This window comes from Bordetella flabilis (assembly GCF_001676725.1).
In the GTDB taxonomy this organism is placed as follows: Bacteria; Pseudomonadota; Gammaproteobacteria; order Burkholderiales; family Burkholderiaceae_B; genus Bordetella_C; species Bordetella_C flabilis.
Map to the genome: position 1 here is coordinate 4,215,601 of NZ_CP016172.1, position 19,792 is coordinate 4,235,392.

The 19,792-nt window shown below is 65.0% G+C and carries 17 protein-coding genes; 12 read left to right on the plus strand and 5 right to left on the minus strand.

All coding sequences use genetic code 11. The features are described 5' to 3' along the window. The first annotated feature begins 213 nt into the window (after positions 1–213). From BAU07_RS18570 to BAU07_RS18625, 12 genes are all read left to right on the plus strand, one after another. A complete protein-coding gene (locus BAU07_RS18570) occupies positions 214–1,620 on the plus strand; it encodes an undecaprenyl-phosphate glucose phosphotransferase (RefSeq protein WP_066665545.1) in 1,407 nt (468 codons plus the stop codon). Then, complete coding sequence (locus tag BAU07_RS18575) at positions 1,610–2,110, plus strand: GDP-mannose mannosyl hydrolase (RefSeq protein WP_157122316.1); 501 nt, start codon at positions 1,610–1,612, stop codon at positions 2,108–2,110. The genes BAU07_RS18570 and BAU07_RS18575 overlap by 11 nt, the downstream gene beginning before the upstream one ends. Beyond that, positions 2,107–3,531: a mannose-1-phosphate guanylyltransferase/mannose-6-phosphate isomerase gene (locus BAU07_RS18580; RefSeq protein ID WP_066660680.1), complete on the plus strand. Its 1,425-nt coding sequence runs from the start codon at positions 2,107–2,109 to the stop codon at positions 3,529–3,531. The genes BAU07_RS18575 and BAU07_RS18580 overlap by 4 nt, the downstream gene beginning before the upstream one ends. Before the next feature lie 148 nt (positions 3,532–3,679). Then, entirely contained in the window at positions 3,680–4,792 is a 1,113-nt protein-coding gene (gmd, locus tag BAU07_RS18585; RefSeq protein WP_066660683.1) for a GDP-mannose 4,6-dehydratase, read from the plus strand. Between the two features lie 7 nt (positions 4,793–4,799). Next, complete coding sequence (gene fcl / locus BAU07_RS18590) at positions 4,800–5,753, plus strand: GDP-L-fucose synthase (protein ID WP_066660686.1); 954 nt, start codon at positions 4,800–4,802, stop codon at positions 5,751–5,753. A 33-nt stretch (positions 5,754–5,786) separates the two neighbouring features. Further along, positions 5,787–7,103, plus strand: a complete 1,317-nt coding sequence (locus BAU07_RS18595) for a lipopolysaccharide biosynthesis protein (RefSeq protein ID WP_066660689.1) — start codon at positions 5,787–5,789, stop codon at positions 7,101–7,103. Positions 7,104–7,113: 10 nt separating this feature from the next. Next, positions 7,114–8,031, plus strand: coding sequence for a glycosyltransferase family 2 protein (locus tag BAU07_RS18600; protein ID WP_232338162.1), 918 nt, complete (start codon positions 7,114–7,116; stop codon positions 8,029–8,031). Positions 8,032–8,040: 9 nt separating this feature from the next. After that, on the plus strand, positions 8,041–9,396 hold the full coding sequence (locus BAU07_RS18605) for an O-antigen ligase family protein (RefSeq protein WP_066660695.1): 1,356 nt from the start codon (positions 8,041–8,043) through the stop codon (positions 9,394–9,396). Beyond that, positions 9,389–10,543, plus strand: a complete 1,155-nt coding sequence (locus BAU07_RS18610) for a glycosyltransferase (protein WP_066660698.1) — start codon at positions 9,389–9,391, stop codon at positions 10,541–10,543. The genes BAU07_RS18605 and BAU07_RS18610 overlap by 8 nt, the downstream gene beginning before the upstream one ends. Further along, positions 10,540–11,427 (plus strand): glycosyltransferase family 2 protein, encoded by an 888-nt coding sequence (locus BAU07_RS18615; RefSeq protein WP_066660701.1) that lies wholly within the window; start codon positions 10,540–10,542, stop codon positions 11,425–11,427. The genes BAU07_RS18610 and BAU07_RS18615 overlap by 4 nt, the downstream gene beginning before the upstream one ends. 16 nt (positions 11,428–11,443) lie before the next feature. Further along, entirely contained in the window at positions 11,444–12,004 is a 561-nt protein-coding gene (locus BAU07_RS18620; protein WP_066660704.1) for a putative colanic acid biosynthesis acetyltransferase, read from the plus strand. After that, positions 12,001–13,248 carry a glycosyltransferase WbuB gene (locus tag BAU07_RS18625; protein WP_066660707.1) on the plus strand — a complete coding sequence of 416 codons (1,248 nt, stop codon included), beginning with the start codon at positions 12,001–12,003 and terminating at the stop codon, positions 13,246–13,248. The genes BAU07_RS18620 and BAU07_RS18625 overlap by 4 nt, the downstream gene beginning before the upstream one ends. Before the next feature lie 191 nt (positions 13,249–13,439). Here BAU07_RS18625 and BAU07_RS18630 read toward each other — a convergent pair whose 3' ends face one another. From BAU07_RS18630 to BAU07_RS18650, 5 genes are all read right to left on the minus strand, one after another. After that, on the minus strand, positions 13,440–14,102 hold the full coding sequence (locus BAU07_RS18630; protein ID WP_066660710.1) for a helix-turn-helix transcriptional regulator: 663 nt from the start codon (positions 14,100–14,102) through the stop codon (positions 13,440–13,442). Between the two features lie 246 nt (positions 14,103–14,348). After that, a complete protein-coding gene (locus BAU07_RS18635; RefSeq protein ID WP_066660712.1) occupies positions 14,349–15,128 on the minus strand; it encodes a response regulator transcription factor in 780 nt (259 codons plus the stop codon). Positions 15,129–15,684: 556 nt separating this feature from the next. Next, on the minus strand, positions 15,685–17,313 hold the full coding sequence (locus BAU07_RS18640) for a glucosamine inositolphosphorylceramide transferase family protein (protein WP_066660715.1): 1,629 nt from the start codon (positions 17,311–17,313) through the stop codon (positions 15,685–15,687). 160 nt (positions 17,314–17,473) lie between these two features. Further along, complete coding sequence (locus tag BAU07_RS18645; protein ID WP_066660718.1) at positions 17,474–19,012, minus strand: sensor histidine kinase; 1,539 nt, start codon at positions 19,010–19,012, stop codon at positions 17,474–17,476. A gap of 19 nt (positions 19,013–19,031) precedes the next feature. Next, positions 19,032–19,754 carry a response regulator transcription factor gene (locus tag BAU07_RS18650; RefSeq protein ID WP_084025859.1) on the minus strand — a complete coding sequence of 241 codons (723 nt, stop codon included), beginning with the start codon at positions 19,752–19,754 and terminating at the stop codon, positions 19,032–19,034. Positions 19,755–19,792 lie beyond the last annotated feature (38 nt).

Consider the following 19,792-nt stretch of genomic DNA (forward strand, 5'->3'; position numbering starts at 1 on the left):
GGCCTACTGTTTCGCGGTACTACGGCCGCGTAACGGGTTGCGACATTCCACGCGATTTCGGCGGTGCCGCACATTGGGCTGATGGCCTAATACCTCGCATAAGCCCTTTGGACGTTTCGACGTGCATGGGCGCTCCCTATGATCGTTCGGGTTGCCACACGCGGCGACGCGCGGCCAACCGGCCGCGGCGGACGCATGGGCCTGGAGCGATTCATGGACACGTCATCGGTGAACGTATCGGGCAGGCTGGCAGACACCAACCTGCTGTTTCGTTTGACGGATGCCGCCATCGTGGCATCCGTGGGGCTGGCCGCCACTACATGGCTGGACGCCCGCCAAGGACCGGAAACGGCCTCGATACAGGCGATGCTGGTCTATCTATGCAGCCTCGGCAGCGTGGCACTGTTTCCCGCATTCCGTCTGTACACATCATGGCGCGGCCGCAGCCTGTTCGACCTGGCCGCGCGCAGCGTCGCGGCGTGGACCGCGGTGTTCGCGCTCGGCATCCTGGTCAGTTTCCTCAATCACCAGGTCGGGTCCATATCGCGCTTATGGGCGCTGTGCTGGTTCGCCGGAACCATGGCGGGCCTGATCGGGATACGCCTGCTGGTACATGGCCTGCTGCGCAAGGCGCGCGACCGCGGGCTGGATCGCAAGCACGTTGTCATGATCGGCTTCGGAACGCTCGGTCACGACCTCTGGCGCCGCGTCGCCGCGGCCCCCAGCACCGGCTATGAAATCACGGGGGTCTACGTCAACACCAAGGAGAACCTGCCTTCGAACGTGCACCGGCTGCATGCGCTGAGCGAACTGTCCGCGTTCATCCGCCAGCACGAAGTGCGCGAAGTATGGATCGCCCTGCCCGTGGAGGCCAGCCAGCTGGTGCGCGAGGCAATCTACCACCTGCGCCATGACCCCATCGACGTGCGCTGGATTCCCGATGTCATGTCGGTACGACTGCTCGGCCATCGTGTCGACGAGTTCCTGGGCGTGCCGGCCATCGAGTTGAACAGCCTGCCGGCCGCCGGCATACGCGGCGTGGCCAAGGAAGTCTTCGACCGCGTGTTCGCCTTCTTCGTCCTGCTTGGACTTTCGCCGCTGCTGCTGTCCATCGCCCTGGCCATCAAGCTGACATCGCGCGGCCCGGTCCTGTTCACGCAGGCGCGGCTGGGCGTGGACGGCAAAGTATTCCAGGTCTACAAGTTCCGCAGCATGACCGTGCACCAGGAGCACGGCACGGTCACGCAGGCCACCCGTGGCGACCGTCGCGTCACGCCTATCGGGGCCTTCCTGCGCCGCACCAGCCTGGACGAACTGCCGCAGTTCATCAACGTGCTGCGCGGCGAAATGTCGGTGGTCGGGCCGCGTCCGCATGCGCTCGAACACAACGAGCAATACAAGGATGTGGTGGCCCGCTACATGATGCGCCACCGCGTCAAGCCCGGGATCACGGGCTGGGCGCAGGTCAACGGCTATCGAGGGCAGACCGACACGGTCATCAAGATGCGCGACCGCGTCGAGTTCGACCTGTACTACATCCAGAACTGGACCTTCCTGATGGATCTGCGCATCATCGCCAAGACCGCGGTGTCGGGCTGGACCGGAAAAAATGTCTACTGAACAGCCGCGGCCGTCGACGGGCCGGCTCAGCACGGAACGGTTCCGCGAGGCGGTGGACATGCTGCCGCTAGTCTCCATCGACCTGCTGGTACGCGACGGCAGGGGACGCTATCTGCTGGGCCTGCGCGGCAACCCGCCCGCGTCCGGCCACTGGTTCGTGCCGGGCGGGCGCATCCGCAAGGGTGAGACCCTGTCCCTGGCGCTGCGGCGCCTCATGCACGAGGAACTGGGCATGGCGCTGCCGCCTCAGCTATGGCGCTTGCAGGGCGTGTACGAGCATTTCTACGACGTCAACTTCGCCGGTGAAGCCGGCATGCCAACCCACTATGTGGTGCTGGCCTATCACCTGCAATTGCCCGCCGGCCCTCTCGGCGTGACATTGCCCGCCACCCAGCATCTGGGCTATCGCTGGGACGCCCCCGAGGATGCGGCGGCCGACGCCGACGTCCACCCCTACACCAAGGCCTATTTCACGGAGCAACATCAATGACTCGACCCTATCCCGAGTTCCGCCCCGTCATCCTGTGCGGCGGATCCGGCTCGCGTCTGTGGCCGCTCTCGCGCGAGCTGCTGCCCAAGCAGTTCATCCGCCTGACCGGAGAACGCAGCCTGTTGCAGAACACGGTCATGCGCCTGGCCGCCAACGCCGGCTCCACGCGCCCCCTGCTCGTGTGCAACGATGCGCACCGCTTCATCGCGGCCGAGCAGATCCAGGAACTGGCGGGCATCCAGGCCGAACTGCTGCTGGAGCCCTGCGCCCGCAACACCGCGCCGGCGATCGCCGCCGCCGCGCTGCGCGCGATGCGCGACGGCGACGATCCCGTCATGCTGGTCGTTCCCTCCGACCATGTGATGGAAGAAGGCGAGGCCCTGCGCGAGGCATTCGGCACCGCGCACCGGGCCGCCTGCGAAGGCGCCCTGGTGACCTTCGGCATACGTCCCACCGCGCCGCTGACCGGCTACGGCTATCTGCGCACGCAACCCGGCGAGCAGGCCTGGCACAAGGTGCAGGCCTTCGTCGAAAAGCCCGACGCCGAGAGAGCGGCGCAGTTCCTGCGCGACGGTGGCTACTACTGGAACAGCGGCATGTTCGCATTCCGCGCATCGGTATTCCTGCGCGAGCTGGAGCGCTTCGCTCCGGCCATGCTGGATGCCGTGCGCGCCGCCTTGCGCGACGGCATCGGCGACGACGTCGCCTTCAAACTGGATGCCACGGCCTTCGCCACTTGCCCCAGCGACTCCATCGACTACGCCGTCATGGAGCGCACCGACAGCGCGGTTGCCGTACCGCTGGACTCCGGCTGGAGCGATGTCGGCGCCTGGGACGCGGTGTGGGATATCGCCGCGAAGTGCCCGGACGGCAACTCCGCCACGGGCGATGTGCTGATCGAGGATTCGCGCAACTGCCTGGTGCACTCCACCAATCGGCTGGTGGCGACCATCGGCCTGGACAACATCGTGGTCATCGAAACGGCGGATGCGGTGCTGGTCGTCCACAAGGACCATACCCAGGACGTCAAGCGCGTGGTGGAAACCTTCCGCGTCCAGCACCGCAGCGAAATGGCTCACCACCGCGAAGTGCGGCGGCCGTGGGGGTCGTACGACTCCATCGGCCAGGGCCCGCGCTACCAGATCAAGCGCATCACCGTTAAGCCTGGCGCGCGGCTGTCCTCGCAGATGCATCACCACCGCGCCGAGCACTGGGTCGTGGTATCCGGCACGGCGCGTATCCACAACGGCGACCGCACCTTCCTGCTCACGGAGAACCAGTCCACGTATATCCCGCTGGGGGAAGTCCACTGCCTGGAGAACCCCGGCAAGATCCCGCTGGAGCTCATCGAAGTGCAATCGGGCGCCTATCTGGGCGAGGACGACATCGTGCGTTTCGAGGACATGTACGGGCGGGTCTGAACCGCCGCACTCCCGCCCGCCCGCGGGCGGGCGGCATTCTTTTCGCTATTACGCCCATTTCCTTGCCGCGCCTTACACCTTCCGGCCGATATCCCGGCGGGCGCGGCCTCAGTAACCTTCTCGGACACTCAGCCTTAAGGACACAACCATGCCAAAGCGGGCATTGATCACCGGAATCACCGGCCAGGACGGCGCCTATCTCGCCGAGTTCCTGCTCGGCAAGGGCTACGAAGTGCACGGCATCAAGCGCCGCGCCTCGATGTTCAACACCGCTCGTATCGACCACTTGTACCAGGATCCGCACCAGACGCCGCGCAACTTCGTCCTGCACCACGGCGATATGACCGACGCCTGCAGCCTGATCCGCATCGTGCAGGCGGTGCAGCCGGACGAGATCTACAACCTGGCCGCGCAAAGCCACGTCGGCGTTTCGTTCGAGGAACCGGAGTACACCGCCAATGCGGATGGCCTGGGCACGCTGCGCCTCCTGGAAGCCATGCGCATCCTGAAGATGGAGGACCGCACGCGTCTGTACCAGGCCTCGACGTCCGAGCTGTACGGCATGGTGCAGGAAGTCCCGCAGCGCGAGAGCACGCCGTTCTACCCGCGCAGCCCCTATGCCGTCGCCAAGCTGTACGCCTATTGGATTTGCGTGAACTACCGCGAAGCCTACGGCATGTACGCATGCAACGGCATCCTGTTCAACCACGAATCCCCGCGCCGCGGCGAGACCTTCGTCACGCGCAAGATCACGCGTGCGCTGGCCCGCATCGCGCTCGGCCTTGAAAGCTGCCTGTACCTGGGCAACCTTTCCTCCCTGCGCGACTGGGGCCATGCGCGCGACTACGTCGAGATGCAGTGGCTGATGCTGCAGCAGGACAAACCCGAAGACTTCGTCATCGCCACCGGCATGCAGTACAGCGTGCGCGACTTCATCAATGTGGCCGCGCGCGAACTTGGACTGCTGCTCGCCTGGGAAGGCGAAGGCGTCAACGAAACCGCCACCGTCCTGCTCAGCCCGGCCTACGAGGCCGTCAAGCCGGGCCAGGTCATCGTGCGGGTGGACCCGCGCTACTTCCGTCCCACGGAGGTCGATACCTTGCTGGGCGACCCCACCAAGGCGCGCGAGAAGCTCGGCTGGACGCCACGCACGAGTTTCGACGACCTGGTCAAGGAAATGATCGCCAGCGACCTCAAGGAGGCCCAGCGCGACGCACTGGTCGAGCAGAACGGCTACGAAGTCTACGCTTACAAGGAGTAGTGGAGCCATGGCCGACCTCGATCAGCACGTCTTTGTCGCTGGCCAACGCGGCATGGTGGGATCCGCCATCGTGCGCGAGTTGCAACGCCGCGGCTACCGGAACATCGTCACCCGCACGCATCAGGAGCTGGACCTGGAAAACCAGAACCAGGTCAACCGCTTCTTCTGCACGCAGCGGGTGGACACGGTGTACCTGGCGGCCGCCAAGGTCGGCGGCATTCTGGCCAACCAGACCTATCCGGTGGACTTCCTGTACCGCAACCTGATGATGCAATGCAATGTCATCCATGCCGCGTACGCGGCGGGTGTCAGGCGCCTGCTGTTTCTCGGCTCCTCATGCATCTACCCGAAAATGGCGCCCCAGCCGATGCGGGAGGACGCGCTGCTGACGGGTCCGCTGGAGCCGACCAACGAGCCCTACGCCATCGCGAAAATCGCGGGGCTGAAGCTCTGCGAGGCCTATAACCGCCAGTATGGGACCCGGTATATCTGCACCATGCCGACCAACCTGTACGGGCCCAACGACAACTACGACCTGCAGAACAGCCACGTCCTGCCCGCGCTGATCCGTAAATTCCATGAAGCGCGCGAGCAGGGCGCGCCCTATGTGACGATCTGGGGCACCGGACGGCCTCGCCGCGAGTTCCTGTATGTGGACGACCTGGCGCGGGCCTGCGTGATGCTCATGGAATCCGACCAGGCCGAAGGCATCTACAACGTAGGCGTCGGCAAGGATGTGTCGATCGCCGAACTGGCGGCCATGGTGGCGCAGGCCGTCGGCTATCACGGCGAACTCGCCTACGACACCGGCAAGCCCGACGGCACGCCGCAGAAGCTGCTGGACGTCAGCCGCATCGAGGCGCTGGGCTGGCGCGCCGAGATGGGGCTGCGCCAGGGCATAGAGGCCACCTACCACCACTATCTGCGCCATGCCGCCGGGCAGGCGCTACCGCTGGCCTGAGGCTTCGCGCAACCACACGGGGGAGTTGCGCTCATGCGTGCGCTCGTCAGGAAGTACATCGCGGGTAATGCCTCGTTCTGGGGGCTGATGGAATACGGGCTGGGGCCGCTGATCGCACTGGCGGCCACGCCGGTGCTCCTGCGCCAGCTCGGCACGGTGGGCTTCGGCCAGTTCGCCATGATCATGGCGCTGGCAGGCTTCGGCAACGTCGCCAACCTGGGCGCCGCGGTAACGGGAACCAAGCTGGTCTCCGAACGCCTGCACGAGCCGGGCGGCGCCATGCGGGGCGCCAGCGTCAGCTTTGCGCTGGTCGCCTGCGCGCTCGCCTTCGTCGCCGCCGTCGCGCTGGCGGGCTGGGGCCTGGTGTCGACGGTGTGGCCGCATGCGACCTTCGGCGGCATCCCGGTCGCCACGCTGGCCCTGCCCGCGCTCGCCGTGTATTTGAGCCAGCAGTTCGACCAGCTGTTCACCGGCTGCCTGAAGGGGCGCGAAGCCTTCGCCACCACGGCGGTATGCGAGGTCAGCGGGCGGCTCATCGCATACACGCTGACCTGCACCATCGCGCTGCTGACCCAATCCCCGACGCTGGCAAGCCTGACCCAGGCCGGCGGCCTGCTGGTCACCGGCCTGGTCAAGATGCACCTGTTCGCGCGGCAGGAGGGTCACTATGGCGTCCGGCCGCTGATGGACCGCCGGGCCATGGGCGAGGCCTTCCGTTTTTCGCGGTGGTCGTGGCTGAACAGCCTGAGCGCCGTTGCCTTCGGTTCGGTGGACCGCATCCTCGTTGGATCGCTGCTGGGTCCCGCCACGCTGGCGATCTACACCGTGGGCGCGCAGATCGGCCAGATGATCCATACGGCGTCCGTGGCCATCTTCCAGAAGACCATGCCGCGCATCAGTCGCCTGGCCGCCCTCCCCGACGGAGTGCACGCGGTCGCACGCGAGGTCCGCCGCCTGATGGCCGTCAACCTGACCCTGTCCGTGGTCGGAACGGCGGCCGCGCTCGCCATCAGCGCGCCCTTGCTGGCCCTGATGCTGGGACATTCCTACAGCGATGCGCACCTGGCCACCTTCCGCCTGCTCATCGCGGCGGCCGGGCTGCTGTCCTTGAACGTGGTGGCGCACTTTTCCCTTTTGGGCATGGGCAACGGCAAGGCGGTGGCCGTGCTGAACGGACTGGCGGGCCTGAGCATGGTCTGCATGCTGTTCATGCTGGTCGCGCCCCTCGGCGAAAGCGCGGCCGGTTGGGCCCGCATTGCGTATTCGGTGACGACGCTGGCCGGCATTTACATGGCGCTGCGCCAGTCTCGCCCCCGCCCCTACATTCCCGCCCAAACCGCTACACGGTAGTTTCGAGCACATGCTGAGGTCTTTGATGCGCAAGCGCCATCTCAAATCCACTCGTATCCTGGTCGATTTTGTCAGTCGCCTGCATATCCCCCCGCCCCCGCCCGATGCCGGGCTGCCGCGGATTACAGTCGTGACGCCGTCGTACAACCAGGCCAAGTTCCTGGAGCGCACCATTCTGTCGGTGCTCAACCAGGGCTATCCCAACCTGGAATACATCATCATCGATGGCGGATCGACCGACGGCAGTGTGGACATCATTCGCAAATACGAGCCTTACCTGGCCTACTGGGAGAGCCAGCCCGACCGCGGCCAGTCGCACGCCATCAACAAGGGCTTCGCCATGGCCACCGGCGACTATGTCGGCTGGCAGAATTCGGATGACCTCTACTATCCGGGCGCCCTCCTCAAGCTGGCACGCGTCGCGGCGCGCCACCGCCCGCCCATCGTCAACGGCCATCTCTTCATCGCCGATGCGGACAACCATATCTTCCGGCAGGTGTTCTATACGCCGCTGACACGCGCCAAGCTCACCGTCATCAAGGCTTCCATCCCGAACCAGGTCGCCCTGTTCCGCCGCGACACGCTGCAGCGGCACGGCCTGCTCAAGGAGGAAATGCGCTACTGCATGGACCTCGAGCTATGGAGCCGGTTGCTGCAGGACGGACCGAACATGATCGTCCCCAGCGCGATGGGCGTATACACCACGCACGACGAAACCAAGACCGCGCTGATGCAGGACGTGCTGGAGCGGGAGCGCGGGCAGATCGTCAACGAGATCCGCATCGCAGAAGGTGGGCTGGGTCCGCTGTTCGGCTTGTCGTGCCGGGCCGCCAAGGTGGCCGCGCATGCGCGGCAGGGAGACATCGACTACCTGTTCGACAAGATTCTCCACAAGGTGGCCGGTCGCGACGACTGGCACGCGCACTAAGGGCACGCCATGCAACGCTACCGGCATATATCCACCCTGCCCCTGCTGTGCGCCTTCGTCTTCAGCGCCCTGGCGCTGAGCAACGAAGCCCTGGTGATCGCCGTGGGTGGTTTCAAGCTGTCGATCTTCGACCTGATCTTCGTCGCCATCCTGTTTGTCAAATTCCTGCGTCTGGCCGACGCCGACGCCTACAGCCTGCCGCCGCCGCGCATCACCCTGCTGCTGGGGCTGAACCTGCTGGCCACCGGTTACCTGCTCATCATGGCGCCGCCGCCCCCCGGCATCCAGCCGGGCGACGTCGCGCGCGACCTGCGCATCGTGTTCTATTTCCTGGCGACGCCCTATCTTTGCTACAAGGACATCGACAGCCCCGAAGCCTATCGCAAGCTGCAATGGGCCATCGTCATCAGCGGAATCACGGTTTCGACGCTGATGCTGGCCAAGCAGGCCGTGGGCTTCAGTACCGTGGATCCCGTGCGCGACGTGAACCTGGGCATCTGGGCGCTGCCCATGTCCATCGTGTCGATCCTGTACTTCCGCGAGGCCCTGGGGCTGAAGTCGCGCACCGCCTATGTGCTCATGATGTACATGTTCATGGCGCTGGTCTTTTCGCTGAATCGAAGCCAGTACCTGCAACTGGGCGTCACGGTGGCCATCGCGGTGGTCCTGGGCGGCCGCGTCGGCGCCATGCGCAAGGCCACCATGCTTTTCGCTCCGGCCATCGTGGGCGGGCTGATCGTCTTCGCGGCGATCGGATATCTGGACGTCCTGGCGCAGCGCGTGCTTACGGTGGAAGCCCTGGACGAGGACTCCAGCTATGGCGCCCGGGTGCAGGAATACGAAGGCCAGATGACGCTGTTCCGCGAAAAGCCGGTCTTCGGCCACGGCGCGGGATTCCGTAGCTGGGTCATGGGCGAAGAAGGTTTCGAGCTGAGCACCTTCGCGCACAATTCCTGGGCCTTCTACCTGATGAAGTTCGGCATCGTGGGCTCCGTGGTCATCATGGGCCCCTGCCTGCTGCTGCTCCTGATGTCGCTGGCGCGCCGCTACAGCGATCCGCTGCTGGATATGCACCGGCGCTACATGATCGCCTGCGCACCCATCTACATACTGATCGACTCGATGTCCGGCGGCCTGGCCTACGCGCCCAAGACCGCGCTCACCGGCTTCCTGCTGTGCTATTGCCTGTCCCTGCTGCGTAACTACCGTCCCGCGCCAGCCCCTTACCAAGCTGAAGACGTCCGGCCGGTCGCGCCGGTCCAACCGGTCGCTCCCACGTGGCCGCCGCGCCGCGACCCGCGTCCGAACATTCCCGGGCAAGCGCCCGGCAAACCCGCCTTCCCGAGGTTGCCGCACCATGGTTGATATCCTTTTCGTCGCCCCCGACCTGCATCGAGGCGGAGTAGGCCGCTGCGTCTACTTCATGCTGGAGGAACTTCCCAAGCATGGCCTGTCCACCTCGCTTTTCTGCGTCCGGGAGATCGAGCACGAGTTCAGTCCAAGCAAGGCCCGCGTGACGCGCAGCATCGCCCGCAAGCTGGGCAATCGCGCCATGCAGCTTTCGATGCCCTGGGCCCTGCTCAGGTTGCTGTACACCATACGTCGCGATAAGCCGGCGGTGGTGTGCTCCCATGGCCTGTTCTGCAACATCCTGGTGGCCGCGGCGCGCGTGCTGATGCCGGGCAGCTTCCGCTCGGTCGCGTTCGAACACAACAGCCCGTCGGCCCACTACCGCTCGACCAGCATGGGCGGGCTCAAGCGCCTGCTGCTGCGCGCTTGCTACGGTGCGCACGACGACGTCATCGGCGTGTCGCGCGGCGTGGTGCGCGACCTGGTCGCCATGGTCCCTTCGCTGCACGACAAATGCCGTCATATCTACAACGGGATCCCGCTGGACGATGTGCGGGTCCAGGCGCGGGCCGGGACCTCGTCCCTGCCCGACGACGGCAAGCTGCACGTCGTGGCGGTCGGGCGGCTGGTCCACAACAAGGGATTCCAGACCCTGATCGACGCCGCCAAACTGCTGAACGACCCGAATATCGTTTTCACCATCATCGGCGAAGGCCCGCAGCGCGCGGAGCTGGAAACGCGCATCGCCAGGCTGCTTCCGGGCAGCCCTGTGCGTCTGATCGGCCATGTGGACAACCCCTTCCCCATGCTGGCGGGCGCCGATATCTTCCTGTCCGTCTCCGAGCGGGAAAGCTTCGGCATCGTCCTGGTGGAGGCCCTTTGCCTGGGAGTTCCCGTGGTGGCCGCGGACTGTCCGTCGGGCCCCGCCGAGATCCTGGACGAAGGCAAGTTCGGCGAGCTGGTGCCGGTGGGAGACGCGGCCGCGGTCGCCCGCACCATCCGTGCGCTGGCGAACGACCTGCCGCGCCGTGAGCACCTGGCGGACCTGGGGCCCCAGCGTGCCGCCGACTTCTCCCTGGAACGCCATTGCCGCAATGTGGTGGATCTTTTCGAACCGCTGCTGCAAAGAAAAGCGCTGAACCGCGTAGGAGCACGCACATGAACCGCATACCGGTATCCGTCGTCGTCATGACGAAGAACGAGGAACGCAACATCGAGAAGTGCCTGCGCGCACTGTCCGACTTCGACGAAGTATTCGTCGTGGACTCGGACAGCAGCGACCGCACCGCCGAGATGGCCACCGCCCTGGGCGCCCGCGTGGTGTCCTTCCAATGGGACCGCAAGTACCCGAAGAAGAAGCAGTGGTGCCTCGACAAGCTGCCCTTTTCGCACGACGTCGTGCTGTACGTCGACGCGGACGAGGAAATGACGCCTGCCCTGGCACAGGAAATCGCCGGCAGCCTGCCGCGTTTCGCCCAAGGGGCGGGCGGTGCCTTCATCGGCTTCGACTATGTCTTCTGCGGCAGGCGGCTGTCCCATGGACACCGCGTGTACAAGCTTGCCTTGATGCACCGTTCGCGGGGCCGTTTCCTGGACTACAACGACCTGGACGTGGCGAACATGTGGGAGGTCGAAGGCCACTATCAGCCGCACGTGGAAGGCCCGGTACTGGTCCTCAAGCACCGCATGGTCCATCACGACCACGACACGCTGTACCACTACTTCGACAAGCACAACCGCTACTCCGACTGGGAAGCCAACCTGCGCGTCAAGGGCCTGCTGAACGACCCACGCGAAGCCAATGTCGGGATCCGCGCCACGTTGAAGCGGCTCTTCAATGCGCTGCCCTTCAAGGCGCCTGCCGCCTTCCTGCACAGCTACGTGCTGTGCTTCGGATTCCTGGACGGCAAGGCCGGCCTGGACTTCGCGGTTGCGCGCGCCATGTACTACTGGCAGATCGGCCTGAAGGCGCGCGAGATCAAGGAAACGATGACTCCCCCCGCGGTGGCAACGGATGCCCGTTCCGTGCCTGGTGCAACGCGGTAATGGCTTAGGAACCGACATGGATACTTTTCAGCGCCTCAATCTCTTCCAGGTGCCCGCCGGATTCCGCGGCAGGAACGCGCTCTACGTGCAGCTTTGGTGGATGGTCCATAGCACGGCCTTCCGCTATTCGCCGCAGTTCGCCTATGGCTTCCGCCGTTTCCTGCTGCGCCTGTTCGGCGCCGAGATCGGCCACAAGGTGCTGGTCCGCGCCACTGCCAAGATCACCTACCCCTGGAAGGTACGCATCGGCGATTATTCCTGGGTCGGGGACGACGTCGTGCTCTACAGCCTGGCGCGCATCGACATCGGAACGCACGCGGTGGTTTCCCAGCGTAGCTACCTGTGCGCCGGCGACCACGACGCCTGCCTGCCCGAGTTCCCGATACGCGGGCGGCCCATCGTGATCGAGGACGGCTCGTGGATCGCCACGGATGTCTTCGTCGCGCCTGGCGTGACCATACGCCGCAACGCGGTGATCGGGGCACGCAGCTCGGTCTTCAAGGACATGCCGCCCAACATGATCTGCCATGGCACGCCCTGCCGCCCCATCCGGGAACGTGTGCCGGCACAGCCATGAAGATCGTCATCTACGGGCTGAATTTCGCGCCGGAACTGACCGGCACCGGCAAATACACCGGCGAGATGGCGGCGTGGCTGGCCGCGCGCGGCCATGATGTCACGGCCATCGCCGCCCCGCCGTACTACCCGCAGTGGCGCGTGCAGCCCGGCTACCGCTCGGGCCGCTACGCCACCCATACATGGCAGGGCGTCAAGGTCTACCGGGCGCCCCTCTGGGTTCCGGCTGCGCCGGGAGGCGTCAAGCGGCTGCTGCACCTGGCCACCTTCGCCCTGTCCAGCCTCCCGCTCCTGGCTCTGTGCGGGCTGCGCCGGCCGGACGTGATACTGGTGGTCGAGCCGGCCTTGTTCTGCGCGCCCGGCGCCGTCGCGGCCGCGGGTCTGTGCGGGGCGAAGGCATGGCTGCACATCCAGGACTACGAGGTGGACGCGGCATTCGAGCTGGGCCTGCTCAAGGGCCGCGGGCTGCGGCGCATGGTAAGCACGCTGGAGCGCTGGCTGATGCGACGCTTCGATCGCGTATCGACAATTTCGTCCCGCATGCGTGCACGCGGGATCGCGAAGGGCGTCGATGAATCGAAGCTGGCGTTGTTCCCCAACTGGATAGACGTGGCCGCTGCGCGCGCGGGCAGGACGGCCCATGATTACCGGCGCGAGCTGGGCATTCCCGCCGACGCCGTGGTCGCGATGTATTCCGGCAATATGGGCGGCAAGCAGGGCCTGGACACCTTGGCCGACGTCGCCCGCATCCTGCGCCGCCGCACCGAGATCCACTTCGTGTTCTGCGGCGACGGTCCGCAACGCGCCGACCTGCACCGGCGTTGCGCGGAGCTCGCGCGCGTACATTTCCTGCCCCTGCAGCCGGCCGACCGGCTGGCCGCCCTGCTCGCGTGCGCGGATGTCCATCTGCTGCCTCAGCGTGCCGGCGCGGCCGACCTGGTCATGCCATCAAAGCTTACCGGCATGCTGGCGAGCGGCAGGCCGGTGATCTGCGGCGCGGCACCGGATACGGAACTGGCCACGGTGGTCGCGCAATGCGGCACGGTGGTCCCGCCGGAGCATCCCTATGCCATGGCCCGCGCACTGCTGAGGCTGGCGCGGAATCCGCAGCGGCGCGCGGCCCTGGGCGATGCCGCGTGGCGCTACGCGCAGTCGCAGCTGCATACCGATAATGTCCTGCTTGCCTTCGAGCAGGAACTTGCCACGCTGTGCGCGCCGCGGGCGCCGATGCCCAGGGCCTTCTGATCGAGGCGTTGCCCGCACGGCCATGGGCGCGCAGAACCCGCCGCCAGGGCCAGCGCAGCATCACCGCGCGTTCAAGTGCGAGGCGCTTCCCGTGGCGAACCCGGCACGCCCCGCGTGCGTGCGAGCGTACCGGCCTGGCGATACCGCCGCCCGCCCCCGATAACGGACCGGCGGGCCGCCGCGACGCCATCTCAGTTCGCGGGCTCTTCCGGCCCGGGCTCGCGCAGCAGGCCTTCCTGCACGGCGATATAAGCCGCCTCGGCCTGGTTGCGGGCGTTCAGTTTCCAGTACAGAGTGCGGGCGTGGCTTTTGACCGTGGCCACGGAAATGCCGATTTCCCGGCTGATTTCGCGCATGGTCTTGCCCTTGGCCAGCAGGCGCAGTATCTCTTCCTGCCGCGGCGTCAGCATCCGTATGGCGGCATGACCGCGTCCCGGCAGATGGGGCGCGCCCTGCGTGGCCTCGACGATAGTGCGAGGAAAGCATTGGCCGCCGGCCAATACGAGGTGCACGGCCGCGGTGATGGCCTCCGGCGTCGATACTTTGGGGAGCAGGCCGCACACGCCGGCCTTGGCGGCTTCCAGCATGAAGCGGGCATCCAGGGCGTCGTGCAGCACCAGTGTGTGACGGGGCGCAAGCAGCGAGAGCGATGTCCCCAGCGTGTGCAGATCCGCTTCCGCCACGCCCGCCACGCCGAGCACCAGAAGCTCTACAGGTCGCACCAGCGATAACGACATCTCATTAAGTTTTTGAGGCGCCATCGCCATGACGCTTTCAGGGCTGCGTGCCGTTTCCAAAATGTGCTGGATGGCAATGCGCAGGATGGCATATTCCTCGATCAGGACGGTAGTCATTCGCCGGGAGCCTCTTCACGGTGCGCGGAGCGTCCCAGCAGAAACACAAGATCGGATTGACCAGGGTTCGCTCGGGAACAGCCTGTGCCATCGTATCAGCGGCACGCTTGCGTGCCTCTCCGCCTTGCGGACGACGGCCGAGGTATGGTGGAGCATGGCCATATTCCAGAAGCAAAAAAGCAAGCCGCGATTTCTCGTGAGGCTTGCTTTTAAGCGCACACCGCGCGCAGCGTGTCCTACGACGCGCTACAAGCGACTGCGCTCATAGCTCGCCCCGTTGGCGCTGTTCGCATCCCAATCGAGCGTCGCGCCACGCTGCAAGGCCGTATATACCGCTTCGCCCTTGTTTTTCACCTGCAGACGCTGATAAAGCGTGCATGCGTGGGTTTTGGCAGTCGCTACGGAGATGTTCAACATGCGGCTCACGGTCTTGATCGGATAACCGCGCGACAGCAGAACCAGGACCTCATATTGCCGCGGCGTGATCTTCAGCAACTGCGCACCGGCCGTTATAGGCATCGCCATCTTCGGCGTGCCGGCATGGTCGGCGTCGCCGTTGGCGAGGATCCCATTGGACGATGGCACGTGCGCAGCAGACGTGCTGGCGGGAGCTTCCGTCACGGCCGCCGCTGGACTGATCTGGCCACTCGGAAAGCATTGGCCGCCCGCCATTACCAGCCGTATGGCCGCCTCCAGCACTTCGATGGAGGCCGTCTTCATCAGGCATCCATGGATGCTGCCTTCCGGCAAGCGCGACAGCGCCTGCATCGGCATGGTGTCCACCAGCAGCAGGATGCGCTTGGGCGCGAGCACACGGCGCACATCGGCGAGGGCCTGCCAACCCGTTTCCGTTTCGATGGGCAAGCCAAAGATAAGCAGTTCGGCACCGCGATTGAGTTCGGCGGCTTCATCCAGGTTGGCAAGGTCCAGGCCGACGATTTCCCAAACGCCTTCAACCTTGCCCAGAATTTGCCTCAAGCCCAGCCTAAGCAGTGGATGAGCTTCGATCAAGACCATTTTCGACATAGCTTTCCCCATAAGACATCATTAGATGCGACAAGAGTGCAGCAGTGAATGGTACGTAGCGCAAACACACGGCGGTTAGTTTTCTTGTTCGGTGTGCCCTGCCGACCAATGGACGAGATGATGGCGAAACCGACCGAAACTTGGGTAGTCATCGTTTGGATGACGCACTCATGTTATGGTCAGCCTCGCTCAAAATCAAGCTTGTCCAATGGACATAAACCGACAGGAAGCGAAGTCATCCGTTAGTATCAACCACGTACCACAAACCGCCGTTACTGATTTTTTTTGCGCGAATAAACAAGCGTCCGAAATGCGCCTGCGTGGAGCTGGTTTAAAAGCGGAACCGAAAAGGTTGTCATTGGAGTCGACGTGCAAGCGTTTGCAAGTGCCGGTGGGCGAGATGTGTCTTCATGTTGAGCTCCGTGCGGTAATTCAAGGGAGGTTTGGCGAGATGAGACGGCGGGGCGCGCCTTTAACAGCAACGAACCGCCGCATTTGCGCTGCGGAAGTCAGGATCCACCGGCACGCTACATGAGGTAGCGATTGCCGGTACTTGTTATTCCATAAATGCAAAGTCAAACACGGTATGCCCACCGTGATGATGCCAATGGTGCATGGAGGCGAGTGGCTTGCGCAGGAATTCGGGGTAGTGCACCGGCCCGTCGATCTCCCGATACGTATCAGGTGTCAACACCTCGATGCGATTCAGGGACACCCCTTTTCCATAGTGCAGAAAGCCCTGGGTCTGGGCGCAACGGATCACACCGCCGTCAGCCGCCAGGATCATTCCCGCGTTGCGGGCCTTGATGGGACTATTGATGATGGGATTGAGGGCATGCGGCGTCCACTGCGTCGCATCCGGCCGATCGGCATAGAAGGCGAACAATTCGTCGCAGTGGCTTTGGCCGTCGGTGCGGTCGATATTCGTGAACAGCCACCAATGGCCGCCGTACGGAAATACGATCGTATCGACCGCGGAAATATTATCCATGAGGGTGGCGTGCAGCTCCCATTTCAGCGGAAACTCGACGCACTTCCACAATTCGATCGATCGGTTACCGCACGTTTCGGGCACCATGTAGGTGCCCCCGTCGTACTCGAAAATGTAGGGAAAGCTCAGGTGGTACGGCAGGTCCAGCACCACGCCTAAAAACCGGAACGCGCCGTCGACATACGTCGCCACCGATATCTTCCCTTTACGTTCGCGGAAATAATAATCCTCGAAAAATATGAAGGGCTGCCCGTTGCGGGTATAGACGAAAGGATCTGCAAAGAATCGTCCCTTCGGGGGCACCAGCACGGCCGCGTCCGAGGTGACGAACTCCTGCCGCCCGGTGGGGCACATGCCGATGCGCCAGCGCACATTGCGCTTCATTGCCCGCCGCAGCACCAGGCTGGATGCCAGCCAGGCCTGGCGCGCCAGGTAGGCGGCACCATCCCATTGCGCGGGCTGCGGACGGACCATCGCGGTGTGGATCTGCAGGCCCGCGGCGGGCTGCTTGCGCCGCTGCGGTCGCTCCACGGTTTTCAGGGTATCGAAAATCATCAGGTTGGTCAGGCTCAGGGCCCGGGCGCGGTTCTTCAGCCAGAACATTTCCGTGTTGAAGCTGCGCGCGTCCAGCAGCTCGTCGGCCTGTTCGGTCGCGCCCAGCCGCCATAGCCTGACGGTTGTGTGGTCCGCGCGCTGGTAGACCTCCCAGAAGCCCGCGTGGGAGGGATCGTGCTGGTCCTTGAGGTCCGAATGCACCGGCGTCCACACGCCGTGGGCCGGCAATGAAGCCAGTTCGCCCCTTATCGGCGGCGCGCCGAGCAGCAGGATGACATCCAGGTGTAGTTCCATCAGCCCGCGCAGTTGATCGGCGTCGGCGGCGATGGAGCCGCGCGGCCCCTGGGTTATCTCAAGGTTCAGCACAGGCGTGCCCTCGGGCACCGATTCCCTGAGATCGCGCGTCTGCAGTTGGGCGCGGTGCCGGGTTTCGAGCATCCTGCTTTCGAGCCGAGCCACTGTGCCAAGCGGGTCGAGGGTCCACGGCAGGTTGCGTGTCGCCGGCGGCGTTTCCGACCGGGCGACGATCAAGGCCGCTACGTGAAAGTCCTCTTCACGCGACAGCCACTGCACAACATCGTGAACCCACCCCGCCTGGTTCGTGGCATTCACGAGCAACGCAACGGTCTTTTTGTCCATGTCGTATCCGAGTTGAGCGTTCACGTCATATCTACTTCGCGAAGATAGTGCGCGCAGTAATGCGTGAGCTCCAGAAGGCGTTCATCCTAGGACGGACGAGCGATCACCGCTGCGAGCACATTAGGTCGAAAGCACGGGGCTACATCTATGGATGGACAGGCTAGTCGAGCGCGGGAGCCGGCGCCCCGGGCCGGCCCCGTCCCTGCTCATCGGGGGAGGCCGCTTGGGCCACCGGAAGGTCGAACTCGAAGGCAGCGCCGCGCCGGACGCCAGCGACCAGGCGGATGGCACAGGCGTGCAGGGCCAGGATGCGGTGCACGGTGAGCAGGCCCAGGCCGCCCGTCTGTGCGCGGTCGGCGCGCCAAACGGAGGCCCGGGTGAAGAGGCCGGCCTGCAAAGGCTCGGGAATGCCCGGCCCGTCGTCCGCGATGGTGACCATGACGAGGCCGCCCGCCGAGGCCATGCGGACATCAACCGTTCCTCCGGGAGGACTATGGCGAATGGCGTTGTCGAGCAAATTGGTCAGCACGCGCTCGATCATCCCGACGTCCGCCTCCACCGCCGGCAGATCTCGATCGAAATGGGCCGAGAGTTGGACGCCGCGCGCCTCGGCCGCCAGTTCGAACTTCTGGAAGACGTCCTGAACCAGATCGGGTAGTACGAATATCTCCCTGTCCGGTTGGATCAATCCCGACTCCAGCCGGGCCAGTTCGAACAGCGATTGAGCCAGGCGGCCTACCTTGCGGCTTTGGCCAAGCGCAATCTCGAGGTAGCGGCGACGCTCGTCGCTGTCGAGCGTGTCGGCCTTGACCAGCAGGGTCTCCAGATAGCCGTGCATGGACGTCAGCGGCGTACGCAGATCGTGCGAAATATTGGCAACCAGTTCACGGCGCTGCTGGTCCTGCCGGTTGAGCTCACGCCACTGCTCGGCGATGCGCGCCGCCATTTGGCGGAAGGCCTGCTCCAGCACGCCGATTTCGTCGCCACCGGGTGGAGGCATGGCCGCCATCGGCGCCGCCTGCAAGGTGGCGGTGGCCGCGCCCTCGTTGCCGTCGAAGGTCCGCACGATAGCCGTCAGGCGACGCAAGGGTCGCGTGATGAGGGCGAACGCCACCAGGCCCGCGATCAGGCAGGACAGCGCGACCAGCGCCATGGACCATAGCGTCGTGCGCATGACGGCATTGGCGGCCAGATTGGCGGCCAGCGCATCGCGCGCCTCGCCCTGCAGCACCACGTAGACGTAGCCGCGCTCCTGCCCCTCGACCTTCAGCGGCGCGGCATTGAACACCTTGCGGCCGGAATCGCTGCGCGGGTCGTCGCCGAAAATCGGCATGGGTGCGCCCGCGAGCAGGCGCCGGACCGGCGCGATATCGACCCGGTCACGCTTGATGTGCCCGCTGGGCGCGGCGTCGCCGATGATGCGTCCGTCCGGCGCCAGAAGATAGACCTCGACGCTGGGATTGACAGCCATCAGTTTGTCGAAGAGCTCGCGTACCGCCTCCGGCCGCAGGCCACCGGCATCCATGAGCGGCGCGCTGTCGGCAATATGCTGCGCCAGGCCGCTCGAAAGGCGCTGTACGGTCTCTTCTTCGCGCAGGCGGTTGGCATTGATCTGCAGCCACGCCGAGGCGCCGCTGCACGCCAGCAGCAACAAGGCGAACACGAGCGACAGTCGCTGCGACAGGCTCAGAAGTCTCATGGGTACATCCTGTGAAGAATCATGCCCCGTCGTCCACATCGGGGCTGGCGAATCGATAGCCGCGTCCCCAGACGGTAAGGATGCGGCGCGGCTCCGTGGGATCGGCCTCGACCTTCAGACGCAGGCGGTTGATATGGGTGTTGACGGTGTGCTCGTAGCCATCGTGCTGATAGCCCCACACCTGGTTCAGCAAATCCATGCGGGAGAACACCTTGCCGGGATGGCGCGCAAAGAAGTAGAGCAGGTCGAACTCGCGCGGCGTCAGGTCCACGGGCTTGCCGTCGACGGACGCCTCGCGCGACAGCGGGTCGATGCGCAGACCGGCCAGTTGCAGGACACCACCATCCATCCTGGCGTCGCGCGCCAGCGCGTCCACCCGGCGCAGCAGCGCCTTCACGCGCGCCACCAGCTCAAGCATGGAAAACGGCTTCGCCAGGTAATCGTCCGCGCCCAGCTCCAGGCCGATGATGCGGTGCACTTCGCTGGAGCGCGCGCTGGTGATGACGATGGGGGTATAGCGCGTCATCGCGCGCGCCCGGCGGCATATCTCCAGGCCGTCGACACCCGGCAGCATGAGGTCCAGTACCAGCAGATCCCAGCCGCCGGCCTCGAGCAGGCGCAGGCCGCCATCGCCTTCGGCGGCGTGGACGACCTCGTAGCCTTCGTCGCGCAGATGCAGGCGCAACAGGTCGGCGATATCGGCATCGTCTTCGACAATCAGGATGCGTTTGGGCGATGTCATGGGCTTTATCGGACAGGAAACGAAAGCGGCGCCGGCAC